Annotated in this window: 22 protein-coding genes; 17 read left to right on the top strand and 5 right to left on the bottom strand. The window is 72.2% G+C overall.

The window, feature by feature from the left end:
- Positions 1-5: 5 nt before the first annotated feature.
- The 12 genes from V4Y04_RS16665 (at position 6) to V4Y04_RS16610 (ending at position 14,227) form a co-directional block, all read left to right on the top strand.
- A complete protein-coding gene (locus V4Y04_RS16665) occupies positions 6-1,901 on the top strand; it encodes an HAD-IIIC family phosphatase (RefSeq protein WP_332428857.1) in 1,896 nt (631 codons plus the stop codon).
- 31 nt (positions 1,902-1,932) lie between these two features.
- A complete protein-coding gene (locus V4Y04_RS16660; protein WP_332428855.1) occupies positions 1,933-2,193 on the top strand; it encodes an acyl carrier protein in 261 nt (86 codons plus the stop codon).
- Between the two features lie 56 nt (positions 2,194-2,249).
- Complete coding sequence (locus tag V4Y04_RS16655; protein WP_332428854.1) at positions 2,250-3,545, top strand: SidA/IucD/PvdA family monooxygenase; 1,296 nt, start codon at positions 2,250-2,252, stop codon at positions 3,543-3,545.
- Positions 3,546-3,612: 67 nt separating this feature from the next.
- Positions 3,613-4,062: a cupin domain-containing protein gene (locus tag V4Y04_RS16650; protein ID WP_332428853.1), complete on the top strand. Its 450-nt coding sequence runs from the start codon at positions 3,613-3,615 to the stop codon at positions 4,060-4,062.
- Positions 4,059-5,675, top strand: a complete 1,617-nt coding sequence (locus tag V4Y04_RS16645; RefSeq protein WP_332428852.1) for a class I tRNA ligase family protein — start codon at positions 4,059-4,061, stop codon at positions 5,673-5,675. The genes V4Y04_RS16650 and V4Y04_RS16645 overlap by 4 nt, the downstream gene beginning before the upstream one ends.
- Positions 5,672-6,988: an ATP-grasp domain-containing protein gene (locus V4Y04_RS16640; protein WP_332428851.1), complete on the top strand. Its 1,317-nt coding sequence runs from the start codon at positions 5,672-5,674 to the stop codon at positions 6,986-6,988. Before V4Y04_RS16645 ends, V4Y04_RS16640 begins: the two co-directional genes overlap by 4 nt.
- 137 nt (positions 6,989-7,125) lie before the next feature.
- A complete protein-coding gene (gene ddaH, locus V4Y04_RS16635; protein ID WP_332432875.1) occupies positions 7,126-7,992 on the top strand; it encodes a dimethylargininase in 867 nt (288 codons plus the stop codon).
- On the top strand, positions 7,989-8,315 hold the full coding sequence (locus V4Y04_RS16630; protein ID WP_332428850.1) for a hypothetical protein: 327 nt from the start codon (positions 7,989-7,991) through the stop codon (positions 8,313-8,315). The genes ddaH and V4Y04_RS16630 overlap by 4 nt, the downstream gene beginning before the upstream one ends.
- Positions 8,315-10,138: an ABC transporter substrate-binding protein gene (locus tag V4Y04_RS16625; protein WP_332428849.1), complete on the top strand. Its 1,824-nt coding sequence runs from the start codon at positions 8,315-8,317 to the stop codon at positions 10,136-10,138. Before V4Y04_RS16630 ends, V4Y04_RS16625 begins: the two co-directional genes overlap by 1 nt.
- A gap of 1 nt (position 10,139) precedes the next feature.
- Positions 10,140-11,468, top strand: coding sequence for a cation:proton antiporter (locus tag V4Y04_RS16620; protein WP_332428848.1), 1,329 nt, complete (start codon positions 10,140-10,142; stop codon positions 11,466-11,468).
- 121 nt (positions 11,469-11,589) lie between these two features.
- Positions 11,590-12,969 carry an ATP-grasp domain-containing protein gene (locus V4Y04_RS16615; RefSeq protein WP_332428847.1) on the top strand — a complete coding sequence of 460 codons (1,380 nt, stop codon included), beginning with the start codon at positions 11,590-11,592 and terminating at the stop codon, positions 12,967-12,969.
- Positions 12,959-14,227 (top strand): MFS transporter, encoded by a 1,269-nt coding sequence (locus V4Y04_RS16610; RefSeq protein WP_332428846.1) that lies wholly within the window; start codon positions 12,959-12,961, stop codon positions 14,225-14,227. The genes V4Y04_RS16615 and V4Y04_RS16610 overlap by 11 nt, the downstream gene beginning before the upstream one ends.
- 135 nt (positions 14,228-14,362) lie before the next feature.
- On the opposite strand, the gene V4Y04_RS16605 is transcribed toward V4Y04_RS16610, so the two are convergent.
- Positions 14,363-14,764 carry a hypothetical protein gene (locus V4Y04_RS16605; RefSeq protein WP_332428844.1) on the bottom strand — a complete coding sequence of 134 codons (402 nt, stop codon included), beginning with the start codon at positions 14,762-14,764 and terminating at the stop codon, positions 14,363-14,365.
- Between the two features lie 168 nt (positions 14,765-14,932).
- Positions 14,933-15,955 (bottom strand): GlxA family transcriptional regulator, encoded by a 1,023-nt coding sequence (locus V4Y04_RS16600; protein WP_332428842.1) that lies wholly within the window; start codon positions 15,953-15,955, stop codon positions 14,933-14,935.
- 72 nt (positions 15,956-16,027) lie between these two features.
- Between V4Y04_RS16600 and V4Y04_RS16595 the strand changes: the two genes are divergently transcribed.
- Genes V4Y04_RS16595 through V4Y04_RS16580 form a run of 4 tightly spaced genes read left to right on the top strand, consistent with a single transcriptional unit; the run spans position 16,028 to position 18,955 of the window.
- Complete coding sequence (locus tag V4Y04_RS16595; RefSeq protein ID WP_332428840.1) at positions 16,028-17,383, top strand: APC family permease; 1,356 nt, start codon at positions 16,028-16,030, stop codon at positions 17,381-17,383.
- A 2-nt stretch (positions 17,384-17,385) separates the two neighbouring features.
- The gene (locus tag V4Y04_RS16590) at positions 17,386-18,171 is read left to right on the top strand and encodes a hypothetical protein (RefSeq protein ID WP_332428838.1); all 786 of its coding nucleotides are present in this window, start codon (positions 17,386-17,388) and stop codon (positions 18,169-18,171) included.
- A complete protein-coding gene (locus V4Y04_RS16585) occupies positions 18,168-18,602 on the top strand; it encodes a VOC family protein (RefSeq protein ID WP_332428836.1) in 435 nt (144 codons plus the stop codon). Before V4Y04_RS16590 ends, V4Y04_RS16585 begins: the two co-directional genes overlap by 4 nt.
- A complete protein-coding gene (locus V4Y04_RS16580) occupies positions 18,599-18,955 on the top strand; it encodes an MmcQ/YjbR family DNA-binding protein (protein ID WP_332428834.1) in 357 nt (118 codons plus the stop codon). The genes V4Y04_RS16585 and V4Y04_RS16580 overlap by 4 nt, the downstream gene beginning before the upstream one ends.
- Positions 18,956-19,122: 167 nt before the next feature.
- On the opposite strand, the gene V4Y04_RS16575 is transcribed toward V4Y04_RS16580, so the two are convergent.
- The 3 genes from V4Y04_RS16575 to V4Y04_RS16565 form a co-directional block, all read right to left on the bottom strand.
- The gene (locus tag V4Y04_RS16575; RefSeq protein ID WP_443080030.1) at positions 19,123-20,016 is read right to left on the bottom strand and encodes an aminoglycoside phosphotransferase family protein; all 894 of its coding nucleotides are present in this window, start codon (positions 20,014-20,016) and stop codon (positions 19,123-19,125) included.
- A gap of 22 nt (positions 20,017-20,038) precedes the next feature.
- Positions 20,039-21,013, bottom strand: coding sequence for a zinc-binding dehydrogenase (locus tag V4Y04_RS16570; protein WP_332428831.1), 975 nt, complete (start codon positions 21,011-21,013; stop codon positions 20,039-20,041).
- A 164-nt stretch (positions 21,014-21,177) separates the two neighbouring features.
- Positions 21,178-22,338, bottom strand: coding sequence for an NAD(P)-binding protein (locus tag V4Y04_RS16565; protein WP_332428829.1), 1,161 nt, complete (start codon positions 22,336-22,338; stop codon positions 21,178-21,180).
- 168 nt (positions 22,339-22,506) lie between these two features.
- On the opposite strand from V4Y04_RS16565, the gene V4Y04_RS16560 reads away from it, so the two are divergent.
- The gene (locus V4Y04_RS16560) at positions 22,507-23,190 is read left to right on the top strand and encodes a pentapeptide repeat-containing protein (protein ID WP_332428827.1); all 684 of its coding nucleotides are present in this window, start codon (positions 22,507-22,509) and stop codon (positions 23,188-23,190) included.
- Positions 23,191-23,242: the final 52 nt, after the last annotated feature.

The raw sequence follows: 23,242 nt of genomic DNA, 5'->3' as shown, positions 1-23,242 counted from the left end.
GCACCGTGAGTGAGAGCGAGACCCCGAAGGCCGCCCTGCGCGCTGCCGTACGGGAACGGCGTATGCCCGGTCCCCGCACCCGCCGGGTCCTGCTGCAGAGTGACGACCCGGCCGTGGCCCGGCAGGCCGGCCGGATCCTGAAGACCCTGGCCGTGGACGGGGAACGGCCCCGCGAAGTCGCGGTGGCCGTACTGGCGACCGGCACCGTCGGCCCGTTCGAGCCGCTGCTGCGCGCCCAGTTGGTGGGCGCCGGGCTCCTGCCCGTCCTGCACGTCGCGGACTACGGCACCTTCGACATGACCCTGGCCACCGGATCGTTCATCGGCGACGGTGAGAGCGCGGGAGTCGGTGACGATCCCGGCCTGGTCACGCTCCTGATGGACGCCGGGTACTTCCTGCCGGGCGACTGGAACGCGGCGGAGCCGGGCGGGCTGGAGAAGTACGTCGAGGCGCGGCTGGAGGAGTTCCGCACCCTGGTGGCCGGCGCCCTCGGCCGGACGGCCGCCACCGTGGTCGTGCACACCGTCCCGCTGCCCGCACAGGTACGCAACGGGATCGTCAGCGTGCGGGCCCGGTCCCAGGTGGTCCGGGCCTGGTACCGGCTCAACGCGGCGCTGCTCGGCCTCGCGGAGGAACACGCCCAGGTGGTCGCCGTCGACCTCGTCGGCGAGCTGGCCGAGGCACCGGTGCGGGCGTGCGACGTACGGCTGCACCGGTACGGCGATCTGGCCTACGGCGACGACGCCCTGCTGCTGCTGGCCCGGCTGGTGCGCCGGGTCGCCCAGGCGCGGGCGGGGCTGTCCCGCAAGGTTCTGGCCCTCGACCTGGACAACACCCTGTGGGGCGGCGTGCTCGGGGAGGTCGGCGCCCAGGGCGTCCAGTTGGGCGGCCTGTACCCGGGCAACTGCTACACGGAGTTGCAGCGCACCGTGGCACGGCTGCGGGAGCAGGGCGTCGTCCTGGTCCTGGCCAGCAAGAACGACGGGGACGAGGTGGAGCGGGTCCTCGCCGGGCATCCGGACGTGGTGCTGCGGCCCGACGCGTTCTCCGCGCGGATGGTCGACTGGTCGGCCAAGGCGGGCAATCTGCGCCGGGCCGCCGAGGCGCTGTCACTGTCGACCGGGTCGTTCGTCTTCATGGACGACTCCGACTTCGAGCGCGCGCAGGTCGAGGACGAACTGCCGGAGGTCGCGGTGGTCTCCGCGGCCGGCGACCCCGCCCACCTGGTGGACTCGCTGCTCCGGGACGGCTGGTTCGACGTCCTGGCGCTTACCGACACCGACCGGGAGCGACCCGAGCTGTACCGCGGCCGCGCGCTGCGCGGGGACTTCTCGTCCGGGTTCGATTCCTCGGAGGACTTCCTGCGCGCCCTGGACCTCGCCGTCGAGGTGACGCCCGCGACCGGGTACACGATCGGCCGGATCGCCCAGCTCGCCGCCCGGACCAACCAGTTCAACCTGACCGGGATCCGGTACGACGAGGCGGCCACCCTGCGGATGAGCGAGGACGCCGGCCATCTGGTGCTGTCCGTGTCGGTGACCGACCGCTTCGGCGACGAGGGAGTCGTCGGCGCCCTGTGGGTGCAGCGCACCCCCGACGTGTGGCGGGTCCTCAACTTCGTCCTGAGCTGCCGGGTGCTCAGCCGCGGCGTGGAGCGGGCGGCCGTCGCACACCTCGCCGGACAGGCGGTGAAAGCCGGCGTCGGCACGCTCGAAGGCCGTTTCCGGCGCTCCGACCGAAACGGCGTGGCCGCGGATTTCTGGACCGGTGCCGGATTCACCCCGGTCCCGGCCGCCTCGTCCGGGGAAACGGCCGCGGACGACACCCGGTTCTTCACCCTCGACGCGGCCGGTGCGGCACGGACCGCACCGGAATGGATCGCACTGAACGGCCGGAACTAGCAGGCACTGAACGGAAGGAATGAATCCCCCCATGAACGATCCGGTTTCGATCGAGGAGACGGTGACCGACATCATCGCCGACGTGCTGGGCGCCGACCCCGCCGACGTCCCGCCGGACACGGCCCTCGCCGCGCTCGGCTGGGACAGCATGAATTCGATGGAAGCGCTGCTGCGGCTGGAAAAGCGGTTCGCCGTCGGCCTCGACCTGCGCTCCTTCCACGACGCCCACACCGTCGCCGAAATGGTCGCACTGATCGAGAAAGTCCGGGCCGGTGATCAGCATCGTCCGTGAGGCGATGTCGTCGTACCAAGAACTCAGGTAACTCAGGTAACTCAGGGAGGAACCCCTTGCGTCACCAGGAAGTCGAAGTTCTCGCCATAGGCGCCGGCCCGGCCAATCTGGCGCTCGGTATCGCGCTGGAGGAACTGGCACCCAAGGAACTCGCCGCGAGCACGCTGATCATCGAACAGCACGACGACACCGTGTGGCAGCGGGGCATGCTGCTGCCCTGGACCCAGAGCCAGGTCTCCTTCCTCAAGGACCTGGTGACGCTGCGCAATCCGCGCAGTGAGTACTCCTTCATCAACTACCTGCACTCGATCGGCAGGCTGGACGAGTTCATCAATCTCGGCACGTTCACGCCCTACCGCTCGGAGATCTCCGGATATCTGCAGTGGGTGGCCTCCTCGCTGCGCGAGGTACGGGTCGAGTACGGCCGCCGGTGCGTGTCGATCGAGCCCGGTCCGGCCCGGGACGGCGAGGTCACCCACTGGCTGGCGCGGACCGCCGACGGGTCGGTCCTCTCCAGCCGGAACCTGGTGATCGGCGCGGGCCGGGACGCGCACGTGCCCGCGGAGTTCACCGGGCTGCCCGGCCACCGGGTCATCCACAGCACCCGCTACTCCGACCGGATCGAGCAGGTCGACCCGGACAGGACGCGGCGGATCGTGGTGGTCGGGGGCGCGCAGAGCGCCGCCGAACTGCTGTGGGCCGCCCACCGGCGCTTCCCCGAGGCGCAGTGCACGATGCTGATGCGCTCGATCGGGCTGAACGCCTACCAGAGCAGCAAGTTCACCAACGAGCTGTTCTATCCGTCCTTCATCGACGACTTCTACGCGACGCGCTCCGAGATCCGCCACCAGGTACTGCGCGAAATGCACGTCACCAACTACGCGGGGCTCGCCCCCGCCATGCTGGAGACGCTCTACCGCGAGATGTACCAGGAGCGGCTGCAGGGCACCGAGCGGCTGCGGATGCTCACCCTGACCGATGTGGCGGGGGCCCGCATGGACGGCGACGAGGTCGTCCTCACCACCGTCGACCGCAGGACCGGAGACCGCGAGGAGCTGCGCTGCGACCTGGTGCTGCTCGGCACCGGCTTCGTGGGGGACATGCCCGCCATGGTGCGGGAGCTGGCGGCCGCGACCGGCGCCGGCCAGGCCACCGTCGACCGCGACTACCGGATGGTGCTGCCGGAGTCGTACACCGCCAACTGCTACCTCCAGGGCGTCAACGAGGCCACCCACGGCATTGCCGACTCCCTGCTCAGCGTGCTCGCCATGCGTTCCCGGGACATCGTGACCGACCTGCTGGCCCGCCGCGGCGCGGCCGCCGACGAGTCCCTGCTCGCCCGGTCCCTGTGACCGGGACCCACCGAATCCGCCGGCGCGACCGACGGCAGAGCGGATACGACCAGCAGAGGAGACACACGTGGACATCCGAGAACTCGACCGGGACAACCTCGCCCCCGACAACGGACTGCGCGCCCAGCGCCTGTTCCCCTGGCCGGAGTTGAACGCGCCCTTCGAGGGCTCCTGGTGCGTCGTGCCGCCCGGCGCGGAGTCCGGTCCGCACCAGCACCACGAGTACGAGGTGTGGATCGCCATGACCGGTGCGGCGGCGATCGTCAGCGAGGGCAGGAAGGTGCCGTTCGCCGCCGGTGACGTCGTCCACTTCCGGCCCGGTGTCCGCCACCAGGTCGTCAACGAGGGCGACGCCGACTTCCAGATGTACGCGGTCTGGTGGGACGCCGAGCTGGCCGAGCGGTTCGGCACCCGGCACCAGCAGAACGAGAAGAACCCGGAGCACCAGACGCGCCAGACGCACCCGGAGAACCCGGAGAACCGGGAGAACGCGGAGAACCCGGAGGGCACGGCATGAGCGCGCGTGGCGGGGGCCGTGCGGTCGTTGTGGCGGCGACGCCCACCCCCAACGGGGACCTGCACATCGGCCACATGGCCGGCCCGTATCTCGCGGGCGACGTCTACAGCCGGTATCTGTCGGCCGACGGCCGGGACGTGATCTACACGACCTGCACGGACGACAGCCAGACCTACGTCACCACCACAGCCCGCCGCCTCGGCGTGGAGCCGGAGCAACTGTGCGCCACCTCCACCGCGCGGATCGGGCGGACGCTGGCCTCGATGGGCCTGTCGATGGAAGGACTGCCGCCGGTCGACGACCGTTACCGGGCGACGGTGCTGGAGTTCTTCACCCGGCTGCACGAGACGGGCCGCCTGCGCGAGCGCACCGTACGACTGCCGTACGTACAGCGCACCGGCCGGTACCTGTACGACGGCCTGATGACCGGTCACTGCCCCGTCTGCCTGGCCGGCAGCAGCGGCGGGGTGTGCGAGGGGTGCGGGCACCCCAACAACGCCGACGAACTGCTCGGCCCGAGCTCGGTCCTGGACCCCGACTCCCCGGTGACCACCCGCGAGGCCACCCTCCTGGTACTGCCCATGGAGGAGTACCGGGACCGGCTGACCTCCTACTTCGCCGAACGGCTCGGCCGCTGGCGCCCGCACGCGGCGCAACTCGTGCGCGAGCTGCTGGCCCGTCCGCTGCCGGAGATACCGGTGACGGTGCCCGGTGACCGGGGCATCGCGGCGCCCTTCCCCGAGACGCCGGGGCAGATCCTCTACCCGTGGGTGGAGGCCATGCCCGCCGTCATGTACAGCACCTGGTGGTCGGCCGTCCGGCGCGGCGAGACCCCCGGGAGCGTCGACGAGCTGTGGCGTGCGGACAGCGGGACGCGGCTCGTGTACTTCCACGGCTTCGACAACGTCTACCACTGGGGCCTGATGGATCTCGTGCTGCTGATGGCGCACGGCGACCGTTACGCGCTGCCCGAGGCCAACATCAGCAACGAGTTCTACGACCTGGAGGGCGAGAAGTTCTCCACCAGCCGTAACCATCTGATCTGGTCGGCGGATCTGCTGGCCGAGGTGCCCAGAGACCTCGTCCGCTTCTATCTGGCGCTGACCGCACCGGAGTTCCAGCGCACCAACTTCAGTACGGCCGCGCTGACCGAGGTGACCGCACGGCGGCTGACCGAGCCGTGGAACCGGCTCGCGCGCACCCTCGACGCCCTCGCCCCGGCCGGCCCGGCCGTCCCGCTGCCGACCACCGCGGTGGGCCGGGAGCGGGCCGCCGGAATCATCGAGCGGTTCCGGCTCACCTACGAGCTGGAGGCGTTCAGCCTGGGCCGCACCGCCGAGAACGTCACCGCGGTGGTCGCCCGGCTGGCCGCGACGGCCCGCGACGTGAGCGAGGGGGACGACGCCCTCGCCGTCGGCGATCTGCTGCTCCAGGTGCGGGCGCTGCTGGCCTCGGCCGCCCCGCTGCTCGTCGACGCGGCGGCCGAGGCGGACGCCGCGGGCGTGGAGCTGGCCCTGGACGTCGTACAGCCCGAGAAGATCACCCCGTTCGCCCTGCCGCGGCTGCCGCAGGCCGTCCGGGACGGAGCCCGGCAGGAGGAGGCAGCGGCGTGAAACTGCTCACGATGGAGACGGTGCAGTACCTGAACTACTACCACGGCCGTTACCGGCAGGTGGAGGACCTGGGCGTCGAGCTCCACGTGCTCAACGGGGAGGGCACGGAGGACTTCTGGCCGGCCGGACGCTATCGGCTGGCGGGTTCCCGGAAGATCGACGACATCGTCGCCGCGGCCCGGGAATGGCACGCGGAGGAGCACTTCGACGGGGTCATCACCTTCTCCGAGTCCTCCGTGATCACCGTCGCCGCGGTCGCCGACGCGCTGGGCCTGCCGGGCATCGGCGTGCCGGCCGCCGTGTGCAGCAGAAACAAGTACCTGATGCGGCAGGCCTATGAGCGTGCGGGCGCACCGATCCCCTCGTACCGGCTGGTGGAGAGCCTGGACGACGCTCTGGGCGCCGCGAGCGACTTCGGCTACCCGGTCGTCCTGAAGCCGACCCTGGGCGCGGGCAGCCACTTCGTCTTCCGGATCGACACCCCCGGGGAGATGGCCGAACGGTACGCCCGGGCGGCCGACGGTATCCGGGATCTGTTCTGGGTCAACTCCGAGGCCGACGGGGTGGACCTCGGCCCGAACGGACTGCTCGTCGAGTCCTTCCTGGACGGCCGCGAGTACCTGATGGAGGCCGTCGTCTGGGACGACGACGTCTACCTCGGCTCGGTGGTGGACCGGATCACCGCGGAGGGCGGCACCTTCGACGACGACGTCCACCACGCGCCCACCTCGCTGCCGCCCGAGGAGATGGAGAAGGTCCGCCGTGCCGTCCGGGCCGGGGCACACGCCCAGGGGCTGCGGCGCAGCGTCCTGCACGCCGAGGTCCGGTACCACGACGGCGAACCCCACCTGCTGGAGATCGCCGCCCGGGTCGGCGGGGGCGGCCTCGACCTCATCGCGCGCAGAACGGCCGACCACGACCCGATCAGGGCCGTCGTGGACATCGGACGCGGGGTGCGTCCCGGCGTACGGCACTTCCGGCCGACCGGTGTGCATGTCACCGCCATGTGCCTGATCAGCGAGGCGGGCGTGGTCGACAGGGTGGAGGTGCCGCCGGAGGTCGCGGAGGCGGACGAGGTCTTCCTCCTCAAGATCACCGCCCGGCCGGGCGACGTGATCCGCCGGCCCCCGGACGGCAACACCATCCTCGGTTTCCTGGGGACGACCGGGGCGACGCAGGAGGAGGCGTTCGCCACGATGAACGACTTCGCCTCCCGGATCGAGGTGACGTTCCGCCAGGACACCCCGGAGCCGAAGGACACCCCGGAGTTGAAGGGCACCCCGGCGTCGCAGGGCGCCGTCGCGGCCACCTGATCCCACCGTCCGGTTCCCACCGTCCGGTCCCTCACGGTCCGGTCCCTCACGGTCCGGTCCCTCACCGTGCGACCGACACCGTGCGACGCCTTCCGTCCGCTTTCGCGCAAGGAGAAACGACAGTGCAGCAAGACACCATGTCCGCACCCCGCCCCACCGCGGCCACGAGCGGCCGGCGGGTACGCGGGGTGCGGCCCCGGCGCTATCTGATGTGCTCACCGGTCCACTTCGACGTCGTCTACTCCATCAACCCCTGGATGGAGCCGGCCAAGCCCACCGACCCCGCGCTCGCCGTCGCCCAGTGGGAACGGCTGCGCAGCCTCTACCTGGGCCTCGGCCATCAGGTCGAGCTGATCGACCCGGTCCCCGGCCTGCCCGACATGGTCTTCGCGGCCAACGGCGCCACCGTCCTCGACGGCACGGTGCTGGCTGCCCGGTTCCGTCACCCGCAGCGCGCCGACGAGGGCCCGGCCTACGCCGACTGGTTCCGCGCGCACGGCTACGAGGTCCACGACGCCGTCCACATCAACGAGGGCGAGGGCGACTACCTCGTCACGGGCGACAGGATCCTGGCCGGCACCGGCTTCCGTACCGACCGGCGCTCGCACACGGAGGCCGAACGTGTCCTGGGCCGCCCGGTGGTGACGCTGGAACTGGTCGACCCGCGCTTCTACCACCTCGACACCGCGCTGGCCGTGCTCGACCACGAGGAGATCATGTACTACCCGGCGGCCTTCACCGCCGACAGTCGCCGGACCCTGCGCGAGCTGTACCCGGACGCGATCGAGGCGACCGAGGACGACGCGGCGGTGTTCGGGCTGAACGCGGTCTCGGACGGCCGGCACGTGCTGCTGCCCGAGCAGGCCACCCACCTCGTCGACCGGCTCTGGAGCCGCGGCTTCGTGCCGATCGGCGTGGACCTGTCCGAGCTGCTGAAGTCGGGCGGAAGCTCCAAGTGCTGCACGCTCGAGATCCGTGACCGGGTGCCGGGGGCCGGCGCATGATCGATTATGACGGACGCCGGTTCCGCCCCGCCGAGGCGGAGGCCCAGGGCCGTACGGCGGTCTACCGGCAGGACGGCAACCTGCTGTGGGGCACCTTCTCCGGCGGCCGGGCCCGGCGCGGCTCCCTGACCGGCGTCTGCGCCCCCGACGGCTCGCTGCACTTCGCCTACTCCATGGTCCTGGACGACGGCGAGGTCGTGTCCGGGCGTTGCCGCAGCACACCGGAGATCCGGGAGGACGGCGGAGTGGACCTGCGCGAGGAGTGGGAGCGCTACGGGGCCCGCGCGGCACGGGGCGTCTCGTATCTGAAGGAGGTCAAGTGATGGAGCCGCCCACCCCGTCGCCCACCCCGTCGCCCGCGCCGGAGCCCGTCCGGTCGTCCGTCCCCCGGAAGGGCGGCACGGTGACCTGGGCGTGCGCCCCCGGGTTCCCGCCCGCGGTGATCTTCCCGTTCACGCCGGCCGAGCGGATGGGCACCCGCAACATCTACGAGTTCCAGATGCTGATGTACCGGCCGCTGTACTACTTCGGCAGCCGCGGGACGCCGGACGTGGACTACGACCAGAGCATCGGCGAACCCCCGCGGTGGAGCGACGACGGGCTGACCGTCACGGTGAGGATCAAGCCGTGGAAGTGGTCCAACGGCGAGACCCTGTGCGCGGACAACGTGCTGTTCTGGGTGAACCTGATGAAGGTCAAGGGCGACCGGTACGGCGAGTACGTGCCCGGATACTTCCCGGACAACCTCACCTCGTACGGCAAACTCGCCGAGGACACCGTCTACTTCACCTTCGACAAGGCCTACTCGAAGAAGTGGGTGCTGATGAACCAGCTCAGCACCATCACCCCGCTTCCCAGGGCCTGGGACCGTACCGCCGAGGGACCCGCCGACGCGTCGGGCGGCCTGGCCGACGTGCCCGCCGTCTACGACTACCTGATGGCGGAGCAGGGCGACATCGTCGACGAGGGCAACAAGCACCGCACCCGGTGGGCCGGCAGCCCCGTCTGGAGCGTGGTCAGCGGCCCCTGGCGGCTGAAGAGCTACACGCTCGAGGGTCTGGTCACCTTCGTGCCCAACGTGCACTACTCAGGGCCCGACAAGCCCTATCTGGACGAGTTCCGCCAGGTGCCGACGTTCTCGGACGGCGAGGAGTACGAACTGCTCAAGGCCGGACCGCACGCCGAGGGCGGCATCCAGGTCGGCTACCTGCCGCTGAGCTTCGCCTCCGAGCCGGCCACCGACCCCACCGTGGGCGGACCCAATCCGCTGGCCGAGCACTACACCCTGATACCGCAGGTCGCCTTCTGCATCCGCTACTTCTGCCTCAACTACAACAACCCCACGGTGGCCGGGAAGATCTTCCGGCAGACCTACTTCCGGCAGGCGCTGCAGAGCACGCTCGACCAGGACTCCGCCGTACGCGACATCTACCAGGGCTACGCCTACCGGCAGAACGGCCCCGTCCCGATGATCCCGGCGACCGACCTCGTCTCCCCGCGACAGCGCGAGGGGGCCTGGCCACTGCCCTTCGACATCGACCGTGCCCGTGCGCTCCTGGCCGCCAACGGATGGGACACCAGCACCACACCGGCCGTCTGCGTGAACCCCGGCACCGGGTCCGGCCAGGCGGGCGAGGGCATACCGGCGGGCACGAAGCTGAGTCTCTCGCTGCGCTATGTGGAGGGGCGCCCGGCACTGACCCGGCTGATGGAGAAGTACCGCAAGGACGCCGCGGCCGCCGGAATCGAGCTGCGCATGGAGGAGGTGTACGGCTCGGTGCTCGTCGCCGAGGACGGGCCCTGCGCCGCAGGGCCGGACTGCCTGTGGGAGCTGACCTGCTGGAACGGCGGCTGGGCCTACCACTACCCCAGCGGCGAGATCCTTTTCCGGACGGACGCGGGCGGCAACTTCGGCCACTACAGCGACCCCAGGGCCGACCGGCTCATCGAGGCGTCCGTCACCTCCGACGATCTGGAGGACCTCTACGCCTACCAGGACTTCGTGGCGGAGCAGGTACCGGTCGTCTTCACCCCGAACTTCCCCATCCGGCTCTTCGAAGTGGCCCACGAGATCGGGGGGTTCGGGCCGGTGAACCCGTTCGGGATGATCAACCCCGAGAACTGGTACTACCGCGGGGACGTGTGACGTGTCCCTGTCCGCATCCCCGGTGGCTCCCCTGGCCGCGCACGACCTGCTGATGTTCCTGCTCCAGATCGGTGTGCTGCTCGGTACGGCCGTGCTGCTGGGCCGGCTGGCCCAGCGGCTGGGCATGCCCGCGGTCGCCGGCGAGCTGTGCGCGGGGGTGCTGCTGGGGCCGTCGCTGCTGGCCCCGCTGGCCCCCGGCCTCGCGGCCTGGCTGCTGCCCCAGCGGCCGGGCCCGATGCACCTGCTCGACGCGGTGGGACAACTCGGTGTGCTGCTGCTGGTCGGCGTCACGGGCATGGGCGTCGACCTCGGGCTGGTGCGCCGCAAGGGGAAGGCCGCTCTCCTGGTCAGCGCCGGCGGACTCGTGGTGCCCCTCGTCTGCGGGGCGGCCGCCGCCCTGGCGATCCCGGCCACCCTGCTCGTCGACGGAGTGGACCGCACTGTCTTCGCCCTGTTCACCGGCGTCGCGCTCTGCGTCAGCGCGCTGCCGGTGATCGCCAGGACCCTGCTCGACATGGGGCTGCTGCACCGCGACATCGGGCAGCTGACCATCGGCGCGTCCCTGGTGGACGACCTCGCGGGCTGGCTCCTGCTGTCCGTCGTCTCGGCGATGGCCACCACCGGCGTGCACGGTCCGGACGTCCTGTGGTCCGTGGCGTCCCTGGCCGCCTTCCTCGCCTGCGCCCGGTTCGTGGGCGGGCCGCTGGTGCGCCGCGCACTGCGGTGGTCGGCACGCTCCGGCGGCGGCGACTCGGTGCCCGCCGTGTGCACCGTGCTGATCCTCCTGGGCGCCGCGGCCGGTCACGCGCTCCACATGGAGGCGGTCATCGGAGCCTTCCTCGTCGGTGTCCTGATCGGCTCCTGCGCGGAGTTCGACCGCGAGCGGGCGGCCCCGCTGCGGGTGGTCGCCGTCACCGTCCTCGCCCCGCTGTTCTTCGCCACCGCGGGTCTGCGTATCGACCTGACGGCGCTGGTCAGGCCCGAGGTCGCCGGGTCGGCGCTGCTCGTGCTGTTCGTCGCCGTCGCCGGCAAGTACGCCGGCGTGTACGCGGGGGCCAGGGCGGGCCGGCTCGGGCACTGGGAGGGACTCGCGCTCGGCGCGGGGATGAACGCCCGCGGGGTGATCGGGGTGATCATCGCGATGGTCGGGCTGCGGCTCGGGGTCCTCACCGCCGAGATGTACACGATCGTCGTCCTGGTGGCGATCGTGACCTCCGTGATGGCCGCGCCGCTGATGCGTCTCGCCGTACGCCGCATGCCCGTCACCGCGGAGGAACGGCTGCGGGAGCGGGTCACGGCCGGTGGCCCGGGGGTGGAGTCGAATTCCTGACGCATGCGCACCGAATTTCCGACGCTCCGGATTCCTTCCCCGAATCCGGCACTACCGTGAGGCCGGCCCGTCCACCCCTGTGCGCGCTCGGCCACCCCAACTCCTGGAAAGAAAAGGTGACATGAGGACAGTGCAGACGGTGCAAGGACAGACGGTGCAAGGTCAGGCGGTGCAAGGTCAGGCGGTGCAAGGGCAGCGGCCGCTGTTGCTCGTGGTGGCCACGGGCATGCGGACGTACCGTGAGTATCTGCTGCGTTCCATTCGCGGCGAGTTCGACATCCACCTCTTCCATGTGGACGAACCCACCTGGGAGAAGGAGTACATCTCCGGCTGGACGGTGCTGCCCACCACCCTGGACGGCCCGGCGATGGCCGACGCCGCCCGTGAGGTGCACGCGGCCACACCCGTCGCCGGCGTCCTGTGCTGGGACGAGGGCCGCATCCACGCCGCCTCCTATGTGGCCGAGGCGCTCGGGCTGCGCAACGGGGCGCCGGACGTGATCTGGCGGCTGCGCGACAAGGGCCAGACCCGCGAGGCCCTGGACGCCGCAGGCGTGGCGCAGCCCCGCTCCATACCGGTCCGGACGCTGGAGGAGGCACTGGCCGCCGCCGACCGGATCGGCTACCCCGCGATCCTCAAACCGCGCGGACTCGGGGCCAGCCTCGGCGTCGTCCGCGTCGACGACGCCGTACAGCTCGCGGAGAAGTTCGCGTTCACCGCCGGGGCGCAGGGTCCCGACCCCGATCCGCTGCCCTTCAGCACCGATCAGCCGGTGCTCGTCGAGGAGCTGGTGACCGGCGAGGAGATCAGTGTCGACGCGGTCGTCCGGGACGGCGTGGTGACCCCGCTGTTCGTCGGCCGCAAGGTCGTGGGCTACCCGCCGTACGCGGAGGAGACCGGCCACTTCGTGGACGGCGACGATCCGCTGCTCACCGACCCGCGGCTGCTGGACGCCCTCCAGGACACCCACACCGCGCTGGGTTTCCGGGACGGCTGGACCCACAGCGAATTCATGCTGACCACCGACGGCCCGCGCCTGATCGAGGTGAACGGCCGGCTCGGCGGCGACATGATCCCGTATCTGGGCGTGCTGGCCACGGGCATCGACCCGGGACTCGCCGCGGCGCGCGCCGCCTGCGGCATCGCCCCCGCCACGACCCCGGCCCACCACCGGGTCGCGGGCATCCGCTTCTTCTACGTCGACCACGACGACACCCGGATCGAATCCGTCGCGTTCCGCGAGGACGAGCTTCCCGACGCGGTCGAGCAGGTGGTGGCCGTGGCCCGGCCCGGTGCCGTGGTCTCGCCGCCGCCGAAGGGCACGGTGTGGGGGCGGATCGCCTTCGCGATCGCCACCGGCGACTCCGTCGAGGCGTGCGGGGCAGCCCTGGACGCCGCCGAATCGGCACTGGACGTACGCGGCGCCCGGGACGATCGGGAAGCCCCGGACGCCCCGGACGCCGACCGTGCGGGAGACGAGGTGCACGCGCATGGCCACTGAGGAGAAGAAGGACGAGAACGCGGCGATCTGGGCCACGTTCAGGGATTCGTCGGTCGCGGTCAAGACGATCCTCGCGGGTGTGCTGCTGAGCAAACTCGGCGGATTCCTCAATGTGTTCATCGTGCTCTACCTGACCTACCGCGGCTACTCCGAGAGCGAGGCGGCCTACGCGCTGGGCGGCTACGGAGCCGGCGCCGTGGCCGGTGTCCTGCTCGGCGGTACCCTCGCCGACCGCCTCGGGGCCCGCAACGCCACGGTCGTGGGCATGGGCGGCACCGCGGTCCTCACCGCGGCGCTGCTCTACCTGCCCAACTACCCGACCCTCGTCGCGGCCGTGTTCCTGGCCAGCCTCATGGCCCAGCTCTACCGGCCGGCCGCGGCCTCCCTGCTGTCCGGGCTCACCACGGGCAGCTCCCAGGTCGTCGTCTTCGGCATGTACCGGTGGTGCCTGAACGTGGGGGCCATGGCGGCGCCCATGGTCGGCCTCGGGCTCTACCACCTCGACGGGGAGAGCTACACCCTGCTGTTCTGGGGCGAGGCGGCGATCGCGCTGGCCTACGCCGTCGTCGCGGCCCTCGCCCTGCCCCGCAGGTCCGCGGAGGCGGTGGAGGAGGCCCCCGAGGAGGAGGGGGGCACGGCAGGGGGGTACAGGGCGATGCTCCGCGACCGCCGGTACGTGCTGTTCCTGACGGCCACCCTGCTCAACGCGATCATCTACGTGCAGTACCTCTCGACGCTCCCGCTGGACGTGGAGGCCCACGACCTCGACCTGTTCTGGTACACGGCCGCGGTCTCCCTCAACGGTTTCATGGTGATCGCCTTCGAGCTCCCGCTCACCAAGGTGACCCAGCAGTGGCGGACGAAGATCACGGTGGGCGTCTCCTTCGGCCTGGTCGGCGTGGGCGTGGCGCTGTACGGCATGCCGATGGGCGCCGCCGTGATCATGGGCGCCACCCTGGTGTGGACGATCGGTGAGGTCATCGGCGGCCCCGCGGTCTTCGCCCACCCGGCGACGGCGGGCCCGGCGCATCTGCGCAGCCGCTACATCGGCGCCTTCCAGTTCATGCACGCGCTCGGCACCGCCATCGGCCCGGTCCTCGGCGGCCTGCTGTTCGTCCGGCTCGGCCACGACGTCTGGCCGATCCTCGGTGTGATCGGCCTGGCCGCGGCGGCACTGGGCTTCGTCGCCGTCCGCACTCCGCCCAGGACACCGACGGAGCCGACCGACAAGGTGGCCGCACAGCCGGCGGACGCGTAGCGAGTGCCGGGTGCCGGGTATCCGGGTATCCGGCCGTTCGCCGGATCCCCTTTCACGGGAAACCGGATCCTTCACGAAGACGGCCGCCGTCCCCCGAGGGGCGGCGGCCGTCGTGCTGCCGGAGCGGTCGGGCGGTCAGCCGACGGCGGCCAGGTTCCGGGCGAACTCCTCGAGCGCCGGGCGCGGTACGGGCAGCACCGAGGTCCGGTGGTCCGTCATCATCTCCGGCACCACGTCGTCGTACTTCCGCAGCCACACGTCCGTGGCGTACACGGACTGCGAGAGCTCGACGCGCTCCTGTTCGGAGCGGAAGGCCCGCAGCAGGTAGTACCCGTCCTCGTCGTTCAGGGACGGGCCGTGGGCGACCACGGTGATGCCGCAGTCACGCATCAGCGGGATCGTGCCGTCCCGGCTGACGCGGTGGAACTCCTCCCGGGCGCCCGGCTTCACGGTGAACAGCCGGATCTCCAGCAGCCACGGTGCGTCGGTGTCGTCGCCCGTGCCGTCGCTCGCCTCGTCGTTCGTGCCGTCGCTCATGTCGTCCCCTCGGCCGGTCGCCCGAATGTCCGGTGCGCGAATGTCCCCGTACGCGAATGTCCCCGTACGTGGATGTCCCAGGGAGCAAACCAAAGAGGGTCTCCCGGAGCAACGGGCGTTCGGGAAAGGCATGTTGTGCCTGAGGGGACCGGCACCTTCACGGCACCGTCACGGCACCTTCACGGCGCCGGGACGTTCCGCGCGGCCGGCCGCCGCGTTGTGGGCCTGCTGTTCGGCGCGGTGGCGGAAGACGTGCCGGTACGTCTGCGGGGACACGGTCGTGACCCGGCCGAAGTGGTAGCGGAGGTTGGCCGCCGTGCCGAACCCGGTGTTCCGCGCGATGTGCTCCACCGGTTCGTCCGTCGTCTCCAACAGCTCCTGCGCGAGCCGGACCCGCTGCTGGAGCAGCCACTGCAGCGGGGTGATGCCGAGCCGGTCCCGGAAGCGCCGCGCGAACGTGCGCTCGCCCAGCCGCGCGGCGCGCGCGAGCTGCGGAACGGTCAGCGGCTCGTGCAGCCGCTCCTGCGCCCACTGCAGCACCGGGCCGAGGTCGTCGCTCGTCTCCGCCCGCACCACCGGCTTGGTGTACTGCGACTGGCCGCCCTCCCGGTGCGGAGGCACGACCATCCGGCGGGCCACCTCGTTGGCGACCGCCGCGCCGTGGTCCTGGCGCACCAGATGCAGGCAGAGGTCGATGGCCGAGCCGGTGCCTGCCGAGGTGAGGATGTCGCCGTCGTCGGTGTAGAGCGCGGAGGGGACGAAGTCGACCTCGGGGAAACGGTGGGCGAAGTCCCCGGCGTTCATCCAGTGCGTCGTCGCCGTACGCCCCGTCAGGATCCCCGCCGTGGCCAGTACGTAGGCGCCGGTGCAGATCGAGACGATCCGCTTCCCCGCGGCGTGGGCCTCGCGCAGTACCTCGACCAGCCGCGCGGGCGGGTCGAGCTGGACGGGCCGGGCGCACGCCGAGACGAGGACGGTGTCGGCGTCGAGCAGATCGTCGAACCCGTAGGGGGTGTGCACCTGCAGACCGGCCGCTGTGCGCAGCGGGCCGGACGGGTCCCCGCACATGCGCAGTTCGTACCAGGGGTCGACCAGATCGGAGCGGTCGTTCCCGAACACCTCGTAGGGAACGGCCAGTTCGAACATGGGGGTGGCATCCGTCAGGGCGATCGCGATCACATGGGGACGCATGTCGGTAATTTAGCGCACGATGTCAAAACTGCCGATGGTGCGCAGGGGAGCCCGCGGGCCAAGCTGACCCGCATGAGCGAAGCAGCAACGCCCCAACCCTCCGGGGGAACCCTCAGCGCGGCCCAGGGCACCGCCATGTACGTGGGCGCGGTGCTCGGCACCGGTGTCATCGCCCTGCCCGCGCTCGCCGCGGAGAAGGCGGGCCCCGCGTCGCTGCTGGCCTGGCTGGCCCTCGTCGTCCTGTCGGCGCCGCTGGCCGCCGCCTTCGCCGCGCTGGGCGCCCGCTACCCGGACGCGGGCGGGGTCGCCACGTACGCCATGAAGGCGTTCGGGGAGCGGGCCTCCGCCGTCGTCGGCTGGTGCTTCTACCTCGCCGTACCGCCGGGCGCGGCCGCCGCGGCACTGTTCGGCGGCGCGTACGTCTCCTCCGCGGTGGGCGGCGGAACCACGACCACGATGGTCACCGCCGTCGGGCTGATGCTCGTGGTCACCGCCGCCAACACCCTGGGCCTGCGAGTGACGGGGCGGTTCCAGTTCATGCTGGCCGGGCTGCTCGTCACGCTGCTGCTGCTCGCCGTCGCGCTGTCGCTGCCGAAGGCGGACACCGCCAACCTCGAACCGTTCGCCCCGCACGGCTGGTCCGCGGTCCTGCCGGCGGCCGCGCTGCTCGTCTGGAGCTTCGCGGGCTGGGAGGCGATCACGCACCTGGCCGGTGAGTTCCGGCGCCCGGAACGGGACCTGCCCCGGGCCACCTACTCGGCCGTGGTGATCGTGGGCGGGCTGTACCTGCTGGTCGCCTTCGCGGTCATCGTCGTCCTCGGCGACAGCGCCTCGCGCTCGGACGCCCCGCTCGGCGACCTGATGGCCCAGGGCCTGGGCGGCCACGCCCGCTACCTCGCCGCGGGCGCCGCGCTGCTGCTCACCACCGGCGCCATGAACGCCTACTACGCCGGGGCCGCCAACCTCGGCGCCGCCCTCGCCCGCGACGGCGCGCTGCCCGGGTGGATGTCCCGCGGCAGTGTCGCCGGAGAGGTGCCGCGGCGCAGCCTCGCCGTCGTGTCGGGCCTGTCCTTCCTCGCCCTGCTCGGCGTGGGCCTCACCGGCCTCGGCGCCGAGCCGCTCGTCCTGCTCACCACCGGCTCGTTCGTGGCCGTCTACGCGGTCGGTGTGGCCGCCGCCCTGCGGCTGCTCCCGAAGGGAACCAAGGGCAGGGCCTCCGCACTGGGCGCGTGCGTCGCCGTCGCGGCCCTGCTGGTCATGGCCGGCCCCTATCTGCTCTGGCCGCTCACCGTGGCCGGCGCCGCCCTCCTCTACCTGCGGCTGAACCGGCGCCGCCGCGAGGCCGCGGGCCGGGCGACGGGTCAGGCCGCGGAAACCGCCGCGCCGCCGCTGGAGAAGGCCCCCGGCACCCGGGAAGCAGGCTTGTGACCGTGCCCCCTCCACCGGACGCCGCGACCACGGAATCCGCCGTGCGCGGGCTGCCGGCCGCCGCGACCGCGACACCTGCCGCGTGCGGGCCACCGACCGCCGAGAGCCTGCACCGCGCGGTGGCCGCATTCCTGGGCCTGAGCGCGGACGTGGGCCTGGACGCGGGCCTGGACGCGGGGCCGGGTCCGGACACCGATGCACCGGCCCCGCCCGCACGGCCCACGCAGGCCCCGCCCGCACCGGCCTCGTACGAACCGCTGGCGCACGACGATCCGGACGCCGCGCTGAGATGGCTGAACTCCTGGGGATGCAGGATCCGTTATCCCCGCCCCGGCGAGCCGGACACCTTCGGCCCGGGGCTGCGTGCCTGGGCGTCCCGCTGGTACGCGCGGCTCCCGGGCCCGGAAACCCGGATCGGCGACCTCACCGACGACGCCGTCGCGCCCCTCGGCGCCTGCTACGCCGACCTGGCCGCGCTCCGCGTCGGACCGCCGGAGCGCCCCCGCGCCCTGGGCGCGACCGCCGCCTCGAAACTCCTGCACGGCCTGCGCCCGCGCACCCTGGTCCCCTGGGACGAGGCCATCGCCCGCAAGCTGCACGGCGCCCGGGACGCGGCGGCCTACACGGCCCACCAGCGCCTCAACCGGGACTGGGCCCGGCACGTCCTGGCCGACAGCGGCCTGGACGAGGAACAACTAGCCGTCCTGTACGGGTGTCCAGGACGCCCCCTGGCCAAGATGCTGGATGACTACACGTACCTCACACTGACTCGATCGGACATACGGTGATCCTTCGCATAGACCACATCGGGCTGGCCACCGAGGACCCCGACGGTGTTGCCGCCTTCATGACCACACTGGGCATGCGCAAGTACGACGAGGGGCACGCCGACGACTACGGGGTGGCCTGCGAGTTCTGGCAGTTCGGCGGCGGCCTCGGCAACCCGGCCGTGGAAATCGTCTCCCCGGCCCAGGAGTGTTCCGCCATCGACGGCCGCCTCGAACGGCAGGGCCCCGGCCTGTACCACCTGGCCTTCGAGGTGGACGACCTCGACAACGAGACGGCCCGGCTGCGCGGCGAAGGCTACACGGCGGTCGACGCCCAGCCCTGCAAGGGCGCACGCGACGGAATGACGGTGACCTTCCTGTACGCCCCGGCACCGGCCAACCTGCTGATCGAGCTGGTCCACTACGCACCGGACCGCGGGAGCGGCGTGTGATCACCCTCGACGACGTCCGCGCGGCGGCACTGCGTCTGCCCCGCACCGAGGAACATCTGATCAGGGAGTACGTGAAGTTCAAGGTCGGGCGGATCGTGTACGCCTCGGTCTCCCCGGACGAGACGACGATGGGCTTCGCCTTCCCCCGCGAGGAACGCGACCTGCTGATCGCCTCCGCCCCCGAAAAATTCCACCTCCCCCGTACCTCCGACCTGCGCTACAACTGGGTCTCCCTGCGTATGCCGGCGTTCACCCCGAAGGACCTGGCTCCCCTGGTCCTGGACGCCTGGCTCATGGCGGTCCCGAAGTCCGTCGCCGTCCCTTACCTGGAGTCACTGCAGGGCGAAGGGTGACGAGACGGGGCCGCCTGCCCGGGGACACCGACCGGGACGGCGCCGGGCGGCGGACCACCGACCGAGTCCACCGCCGGGCCGTCGCCGTCATCGGCGAGCAGTGAGCGCAGGACCGCGTCCGAACCATTTCTGCCGGCCCGGGCCGGGTTTCTCCGGCCCGGGGTTTTTCATGTCCGGCCGTCCAGGCGGCGGGCGATCTCCAGTTGGCGGTCCTCCAAAGGGCGGCCGTCCTCGAGGTCCCAGAGGCAGTTCTGCAGCAGCCGGCCGTACGTCCACGCGCGGGCCCGCTCGCGGTCCAGGCCGAGGACGTCGGTCATCGCGTCGAAGCGCCAGTGGACGTCGTCGGCGTCGAAGCGGTTGTACAGGGCCGGCCACAGTTCGAAGCCGGGGTCGCCGGCCAGCGGCTTGGGGTCGATGGCGAGCCAGTCGGCACGTTCGGCGGCCAGGACGTTCTCCTCGTGCAGGTCCCAGTGCAGGAGGCGGTCGCCGGGCTCGTCCACGACCTCCCGTACGGCCGCCGCGCAGTCGGCGAGGACGCGGCGGGCCGCCGGGTCCGGGACGCGGTCCAGGGCCCGGGGGGTCCGCTCCAGCAGGGTGCGGGCGATGTCGCCGAGGCGGCGCATGCCCGCCGGGGCGGGGGTGGCGGTGAGGTGGGCGAGGAGGCGGGCGATCACCAGGACGGCCTCGTGGGCGTCCGGGAGGCGGGAGAGCATCCGGGAGGGGTCGAGGCGTTCCAGGAGCATCGTGCCGGTGGCCGCGTCGTGCTCCAGCAGGCGGACCGCTCCGTCGCCGTCCCAGATCCGCAGGGCGACCGGTTCGCCCTCGGTCTCCCCGTCCAGGATCTGGAGCTTCAGCACGGCCGGTGTGCCGTCCGCGCGGTCGACGGGGAGGACCAGGGCGCTCACACCGTGCATCGGTGCGCCGGTGAGATGCAGGTGCCAGCGATCGAGGAAGGCGGTGGCCAGCCCGGGCAGCCGGGCGACGAAGGCGCGGCCCGCCTCCCCGTTGAACTTCTCCTGTGCCGCCGCGAGTTCCTCGGGTACGTGGATCACGGTGGGCACCGTAGTACGGCGCTCACGGCGTTCACGGCTCCAGGATGACCTTTCCGGTCGTGCCCCGGTTCTCCAGGGCGTGGTGGGCGGCTGCGGCGTCGGCGAGGGGGAAGCGGTGGACGGCGGGGGTGAGCCGGCCTTCGGCGGCTTCGGCGAGGGCGCGCAGTTCGAGGGTGCGTACGGGGTGGGGGCCGCCCGCTCGGCGCATCATCTCGGGGCCGAGGACGTTGAGGGAGACGCCGTCGACGAGGTAGGGGTCGGTGCTGTCGAGGCCCTGGGCGGACCAGCCGAAGACGACGTGGCGGCCGCCGGGGGCGAGCAGGGCGACGAGCGTGCGGGCGGTGTCGCCGCCCACGCCGTCGTAGACCAGGGTCGCCTTGCCCTCGTGAGCGGCGAGCCGTGCGGGCCAGGCCGGGGCCGTGTAGTCGACGGCGAGGTCGGCGCCGTTCGCCGAGACCCGGGCGGCCTTGTCAGGGCCGCCGGCGAGGCCGATGACGGTGGCGCCCGCGTTCTTGGCGTACTGCACGAGGAGGGTGCCGATGCCGCCGGCCGCGGCGGGGACGACGACCACGTCCCCGGGGCCGGGTTCGGCGAACTGCACGACGCCCATGGCCGTGCGGCCGGTGCCGATCATGGCGACGGCCTGGGCGAAGTCCAGGCGTTCCGGGATCTCGTGCAGGCGGTCGGCGTCGGTGACGGCCAGCTCCGCGTAGCCTCCGGGGGCGAATCCGAGGTGGGCGACGACGCGCCTGCCGAGCCAGTTCGCGGGCGTGCCGTCGCCGAGGGCGTCGACGACCCCGGCGACCTCGCGGCCGGGGACGGTGGGCAGGGCGGTGGGCGTGGGCGCGGGCCCCTGGTGGCCTTGGCGCAGGGCGGTGTCCAGGAGGTGGACCCCGGCGGCCCGGACGGTGATACGCACCTGGCCGGGGCCCGGCCGCGGATCCGGGACCTGTTCGTGGGTGAGGTTCTCGGCGGGGCCGAAGGCGTGCAGGCGGATGGCGTGCATGGGTGTCTCCTGTGGGCGCGGTCCGGGAAGTCGGCTCGGGACACCGGTCCGAGGCGCTGGTCCGGGACACCGGTCCGAGGCGCCGGCCCGGGGGACGCCCGGGCCGGTGTACCGGACCGGGTGTCGGCTCGGCGTGGTCACTGTGGTGGGCCCACTGTTCAACCTCAAGCTCGCTTGAGGTCAAGCTCGTGCCGGCCGAGGGCGAGGGAGACGGCCGTGAGGGCGCTGTTGAAGGAGACCTCGGAGAGCACACCGGGGGCGGCGACCTGGTCGCCCGCGAGGTAGACGCCGTCGCCGCGGTCGACGGCGGGCCGGTCGTGCCAGCTGGTGCCGGGCGGGTCGACGGCGCCGGTCCGCCCGTTCGCCACCGCCTCCCGCCGCCAGGTGACGCGTTCCCGCCAGCCCGGGTGGCCCAGGTCCAGCAGTTCCTCGGCGCGGGCCACGCCGTCGGCCCTGGTCTCGTGCGGGGCGATGGGGATCTGGCCCTGGAGGAGCTGTTCGCCGGCGGGGGCGAGGGTGCGGTCCTGGGCGGTGAACCGTTCCAGCCAGCCGGGCGCGTCCAGGTCGGAGACGACGAACGCGTCGCCGCGCCGGGTGCGCAGGGCGAGGTCGACGAGGACGGTGCGGCCGCTCGGCCAGGTGAGGGCGGGGTCGCCGAGGAGACGGCGGGCGGAGTCCAGGGAGGTGGCGACGACGACCGGGGCGTCCGTGGGGAGGGTGTCCGCGCGGGACAGGGTCTCCATGCGGACGCCCAGGTTCCAGGCGCGGGAGGCCATGCGGTCGATGAGGCCGCCCCAGCCGCCGCGCGGGTAATGGGCCTCCGGCGGCAGCTTGGCGGCGCGGCGCAGGCGTTCCTGGACGAAGGCGGCGGAGAGGGAGCCGGGGTCGTGGTGGAAGAGGGCGACGGCGGAGTAGTGGGCGGCGGCGAGCGCGCCCTCCTCGCCGGCGATACCGGTGGCCCAGGTACGGAAGTCGGTGTCGACGGGGGCGTGGGCAGGGGCGCGGCGCAGCAGTTTCAGCATGGCGAGGGGCGGGACGCGGTGCAGGGTGCCGTGGTGGCGGAGCCGGAGGCGGGCGGCTTCCAGGGGCGGGAGGGGAGCGAGGGGGCCGATGAGGTCGCGTTGCCGGAGCCAGGACCAGTGCGGGCCGCCGCTGTAGAGGGCGTGCGGGCCCTCGTTGGTCCGGTAGGGGCCCTCGGCGGTGCGGGCACGGCCACCGAGGGTGTGGTGCGCTTCGTGGAGGGTGACTTCGGCTCCTGCCTCGGCGGCGGTGATGGCCGCGGTCAGTCCGGCGAAACCGCCGCCGATGACGGTGATGCGGTGCATGGCTGGGTTCTCCCTCGGTCGGGGTCGCGCCCGGTGGTTTCGGAGACGGTCCGGTCTCCGATGGCCCCGGTCACTCGTGGCTACGACGGCCCAGGGCTCCAGGATGTGACAGGCCCGAGGTCTTCGCAGGTCAGGCCGATTGTCAGTGGGGGAGTGCAGGATGAGGACATGGTGAGGCGAGCGGTGTCGGCGGGCGGTACGGGGGTGAAGGGCGCTCGGCGTCCGGAGCTGCGGCTGCCGGTGCCCGAGCGGTACGAGGGGGGTGAGCTGGAGCCGGACGGGGACTACGACGGGCTGGAGTTCTTCGAGGCGGATCTCTCGGCGCAGGACGGCGCGGGGGCGCGGTTCATGGACTGCGTGCTGACGGGATGCGCGCTGGACGGGACGCGGCTGTCCAGGGCCCGGGTGCTGGACTCGGTCCTCGCCGGTGTGCGGGGGGTGGGCACGGATCTCTCCGGGGCGACGCTGCGCGACGTCGAGCTGACGGACGCGCGTCTCGGGGGGACTCAGTTGCACGGGGCGGAGCTGGAGCGGGTGCTGGTCCGGGGCGGGAAGATCGATTTCCTGAATCTGCGGTCCGCGCGGCTCAGGGACGTCGTCTTCGAGAACTGTGTGCTGGTCGAGCCGGACTTCGGCGGGGCGCGGCTGGAGCGGGTGGAGTTCGTGGACTGCGCGCTGAAGGGCGCGGATCTCAGCGGGGCCACGCTGACGGACGTCGATCTGCGCGGGGCCGCTTCGCTGGAGATCGCCCGGGGTGTGGACCGGCTGGCGGGGGCGGTGATCAGTACGGGGCAGTTGCTGGATCTGGCACCGGTGCTGGCGGGGGAGCTGGGGATCCGGGTGGAGGACTGAGGGGCGGGGGAGCGGGGCGGAAAGGGCGTGGGCGGAGGGGGAGGAGGGCCGG

Origin of the sequence: Streptomyces sp. P9-A2 (genome assembly GCF_036634175.1) — a bacterium.
GTDB lineage: Bacteria > Actinomycetota > Actinomycetes > Streptomycetales > Streptomycetaceae > Streptomyces > Streptomyces pratens.
The sequence above is the reverse complement of the archived record's forward strand: the minus strand, read 5'-3'. Positions and strand labels throughout refer to the sequence as shown.

What these genes read in the sequence shown, in the direction of transcription:
- V4Y04_RS16660 (WP_332428855.1), top strand. Translation starts at nt 1,933, where the DNA reads ATGAACGATCCGGTTTCGATCGAGGAGACGGTGACCGACATCATCGCC.
- V4Y04_RS16645 (WP_332428852.1), top strand. Translation starts at nt 4,059, where the DNA reads ATGAGCGCGCGTGGCGGGGGCCGTGCGGTCGTTGTGGCGGCGACGCCC.
- ddaH (WP_332432875.1), top strand. Translation starts at nt 7,126, where the DNA reads ATGTCCGCACCCCGCCCCACCGCGGCCACGAGCGGCCGGCGGGTACGC.
- V4Y04_RS16630 (WP_332428850.1), top strand. Translation starts at nt 7,989, where the DNA reads ATGATCGATTATGACGGACGCCGGTTCCGCCCCGCCGAGGCGGAGGCC.
- V4Y04_RS16625 (WP_332428849.1), top strand. Translation starts at nt 8,315, where the DNA reads ATGGAGCCGCCCACCCCGTCGCCCACCCCGTCGCCCGCGCCGGAGCCC.
- V4Y04_RS16615 (WP_332428847.1), top strand. Translation starts at nt 11,590, where the DNA reads ATGAGGACAGTGCAGACGGTGCAAGGACAGACGGTGCAAGGTCAGGCG.
- V4Y04_RS16610 (WP_332428846.1), top strand. Translation starts at nt 12,959, where the DNA reads ATGGCCACTGAGGAGAAGAAGGACGAGAACGCGGCGATCTGGGCCACG.
- V4Y04_RS16605 (WP_332428844.1), bottom strand. Translation starts at nt 14,764, where the DNA reads ATGAGCGACGGCACGAACGACGAGGCGAGCGACGGCACGGGCGACGAC.
- V4Y04_RS16600 (WP_332428842.1), bottom strand. Translation starts at nt 15,955, where the DNA reads ATGCGTCCCCATGTGATCGCGATCGCCCTGACGGATGCCACCCCCATG.
- V4Y04_RS16595 (WP_332428840.1), top strand. Translation starts at nt 16,028, where the DNA reads ATGAGCGAAGCAGCAACGCCCCAACCCTCCGGGGGAACCCTCAGCGCG.
- V4Y04_RS16570 (WP_332428831.1), bottom strand. Translation starts at nt 21,013, where the DNA reads ATGCACGCCATCCGCCTGCACGCCTTCGGCCCCGCCGAGAACCTCACC.
- V4Y04_RS16565 (WP_332428829.1), bottom strand. Translation starts at nt 22,338, where the DNA reads ATGCACCGCATCACCGTCATCGGCGGCGGTTTCGCCGGACTGACCGCG.
- V4Y04_RS16560 (WP_332428827.1), top strand. Translation starts at nt 22,507, where the DNA reads ATGGTGAGGCGAGCGGTGTCGGCGGGCGGTACGGGGGTGAAGGGCGCT.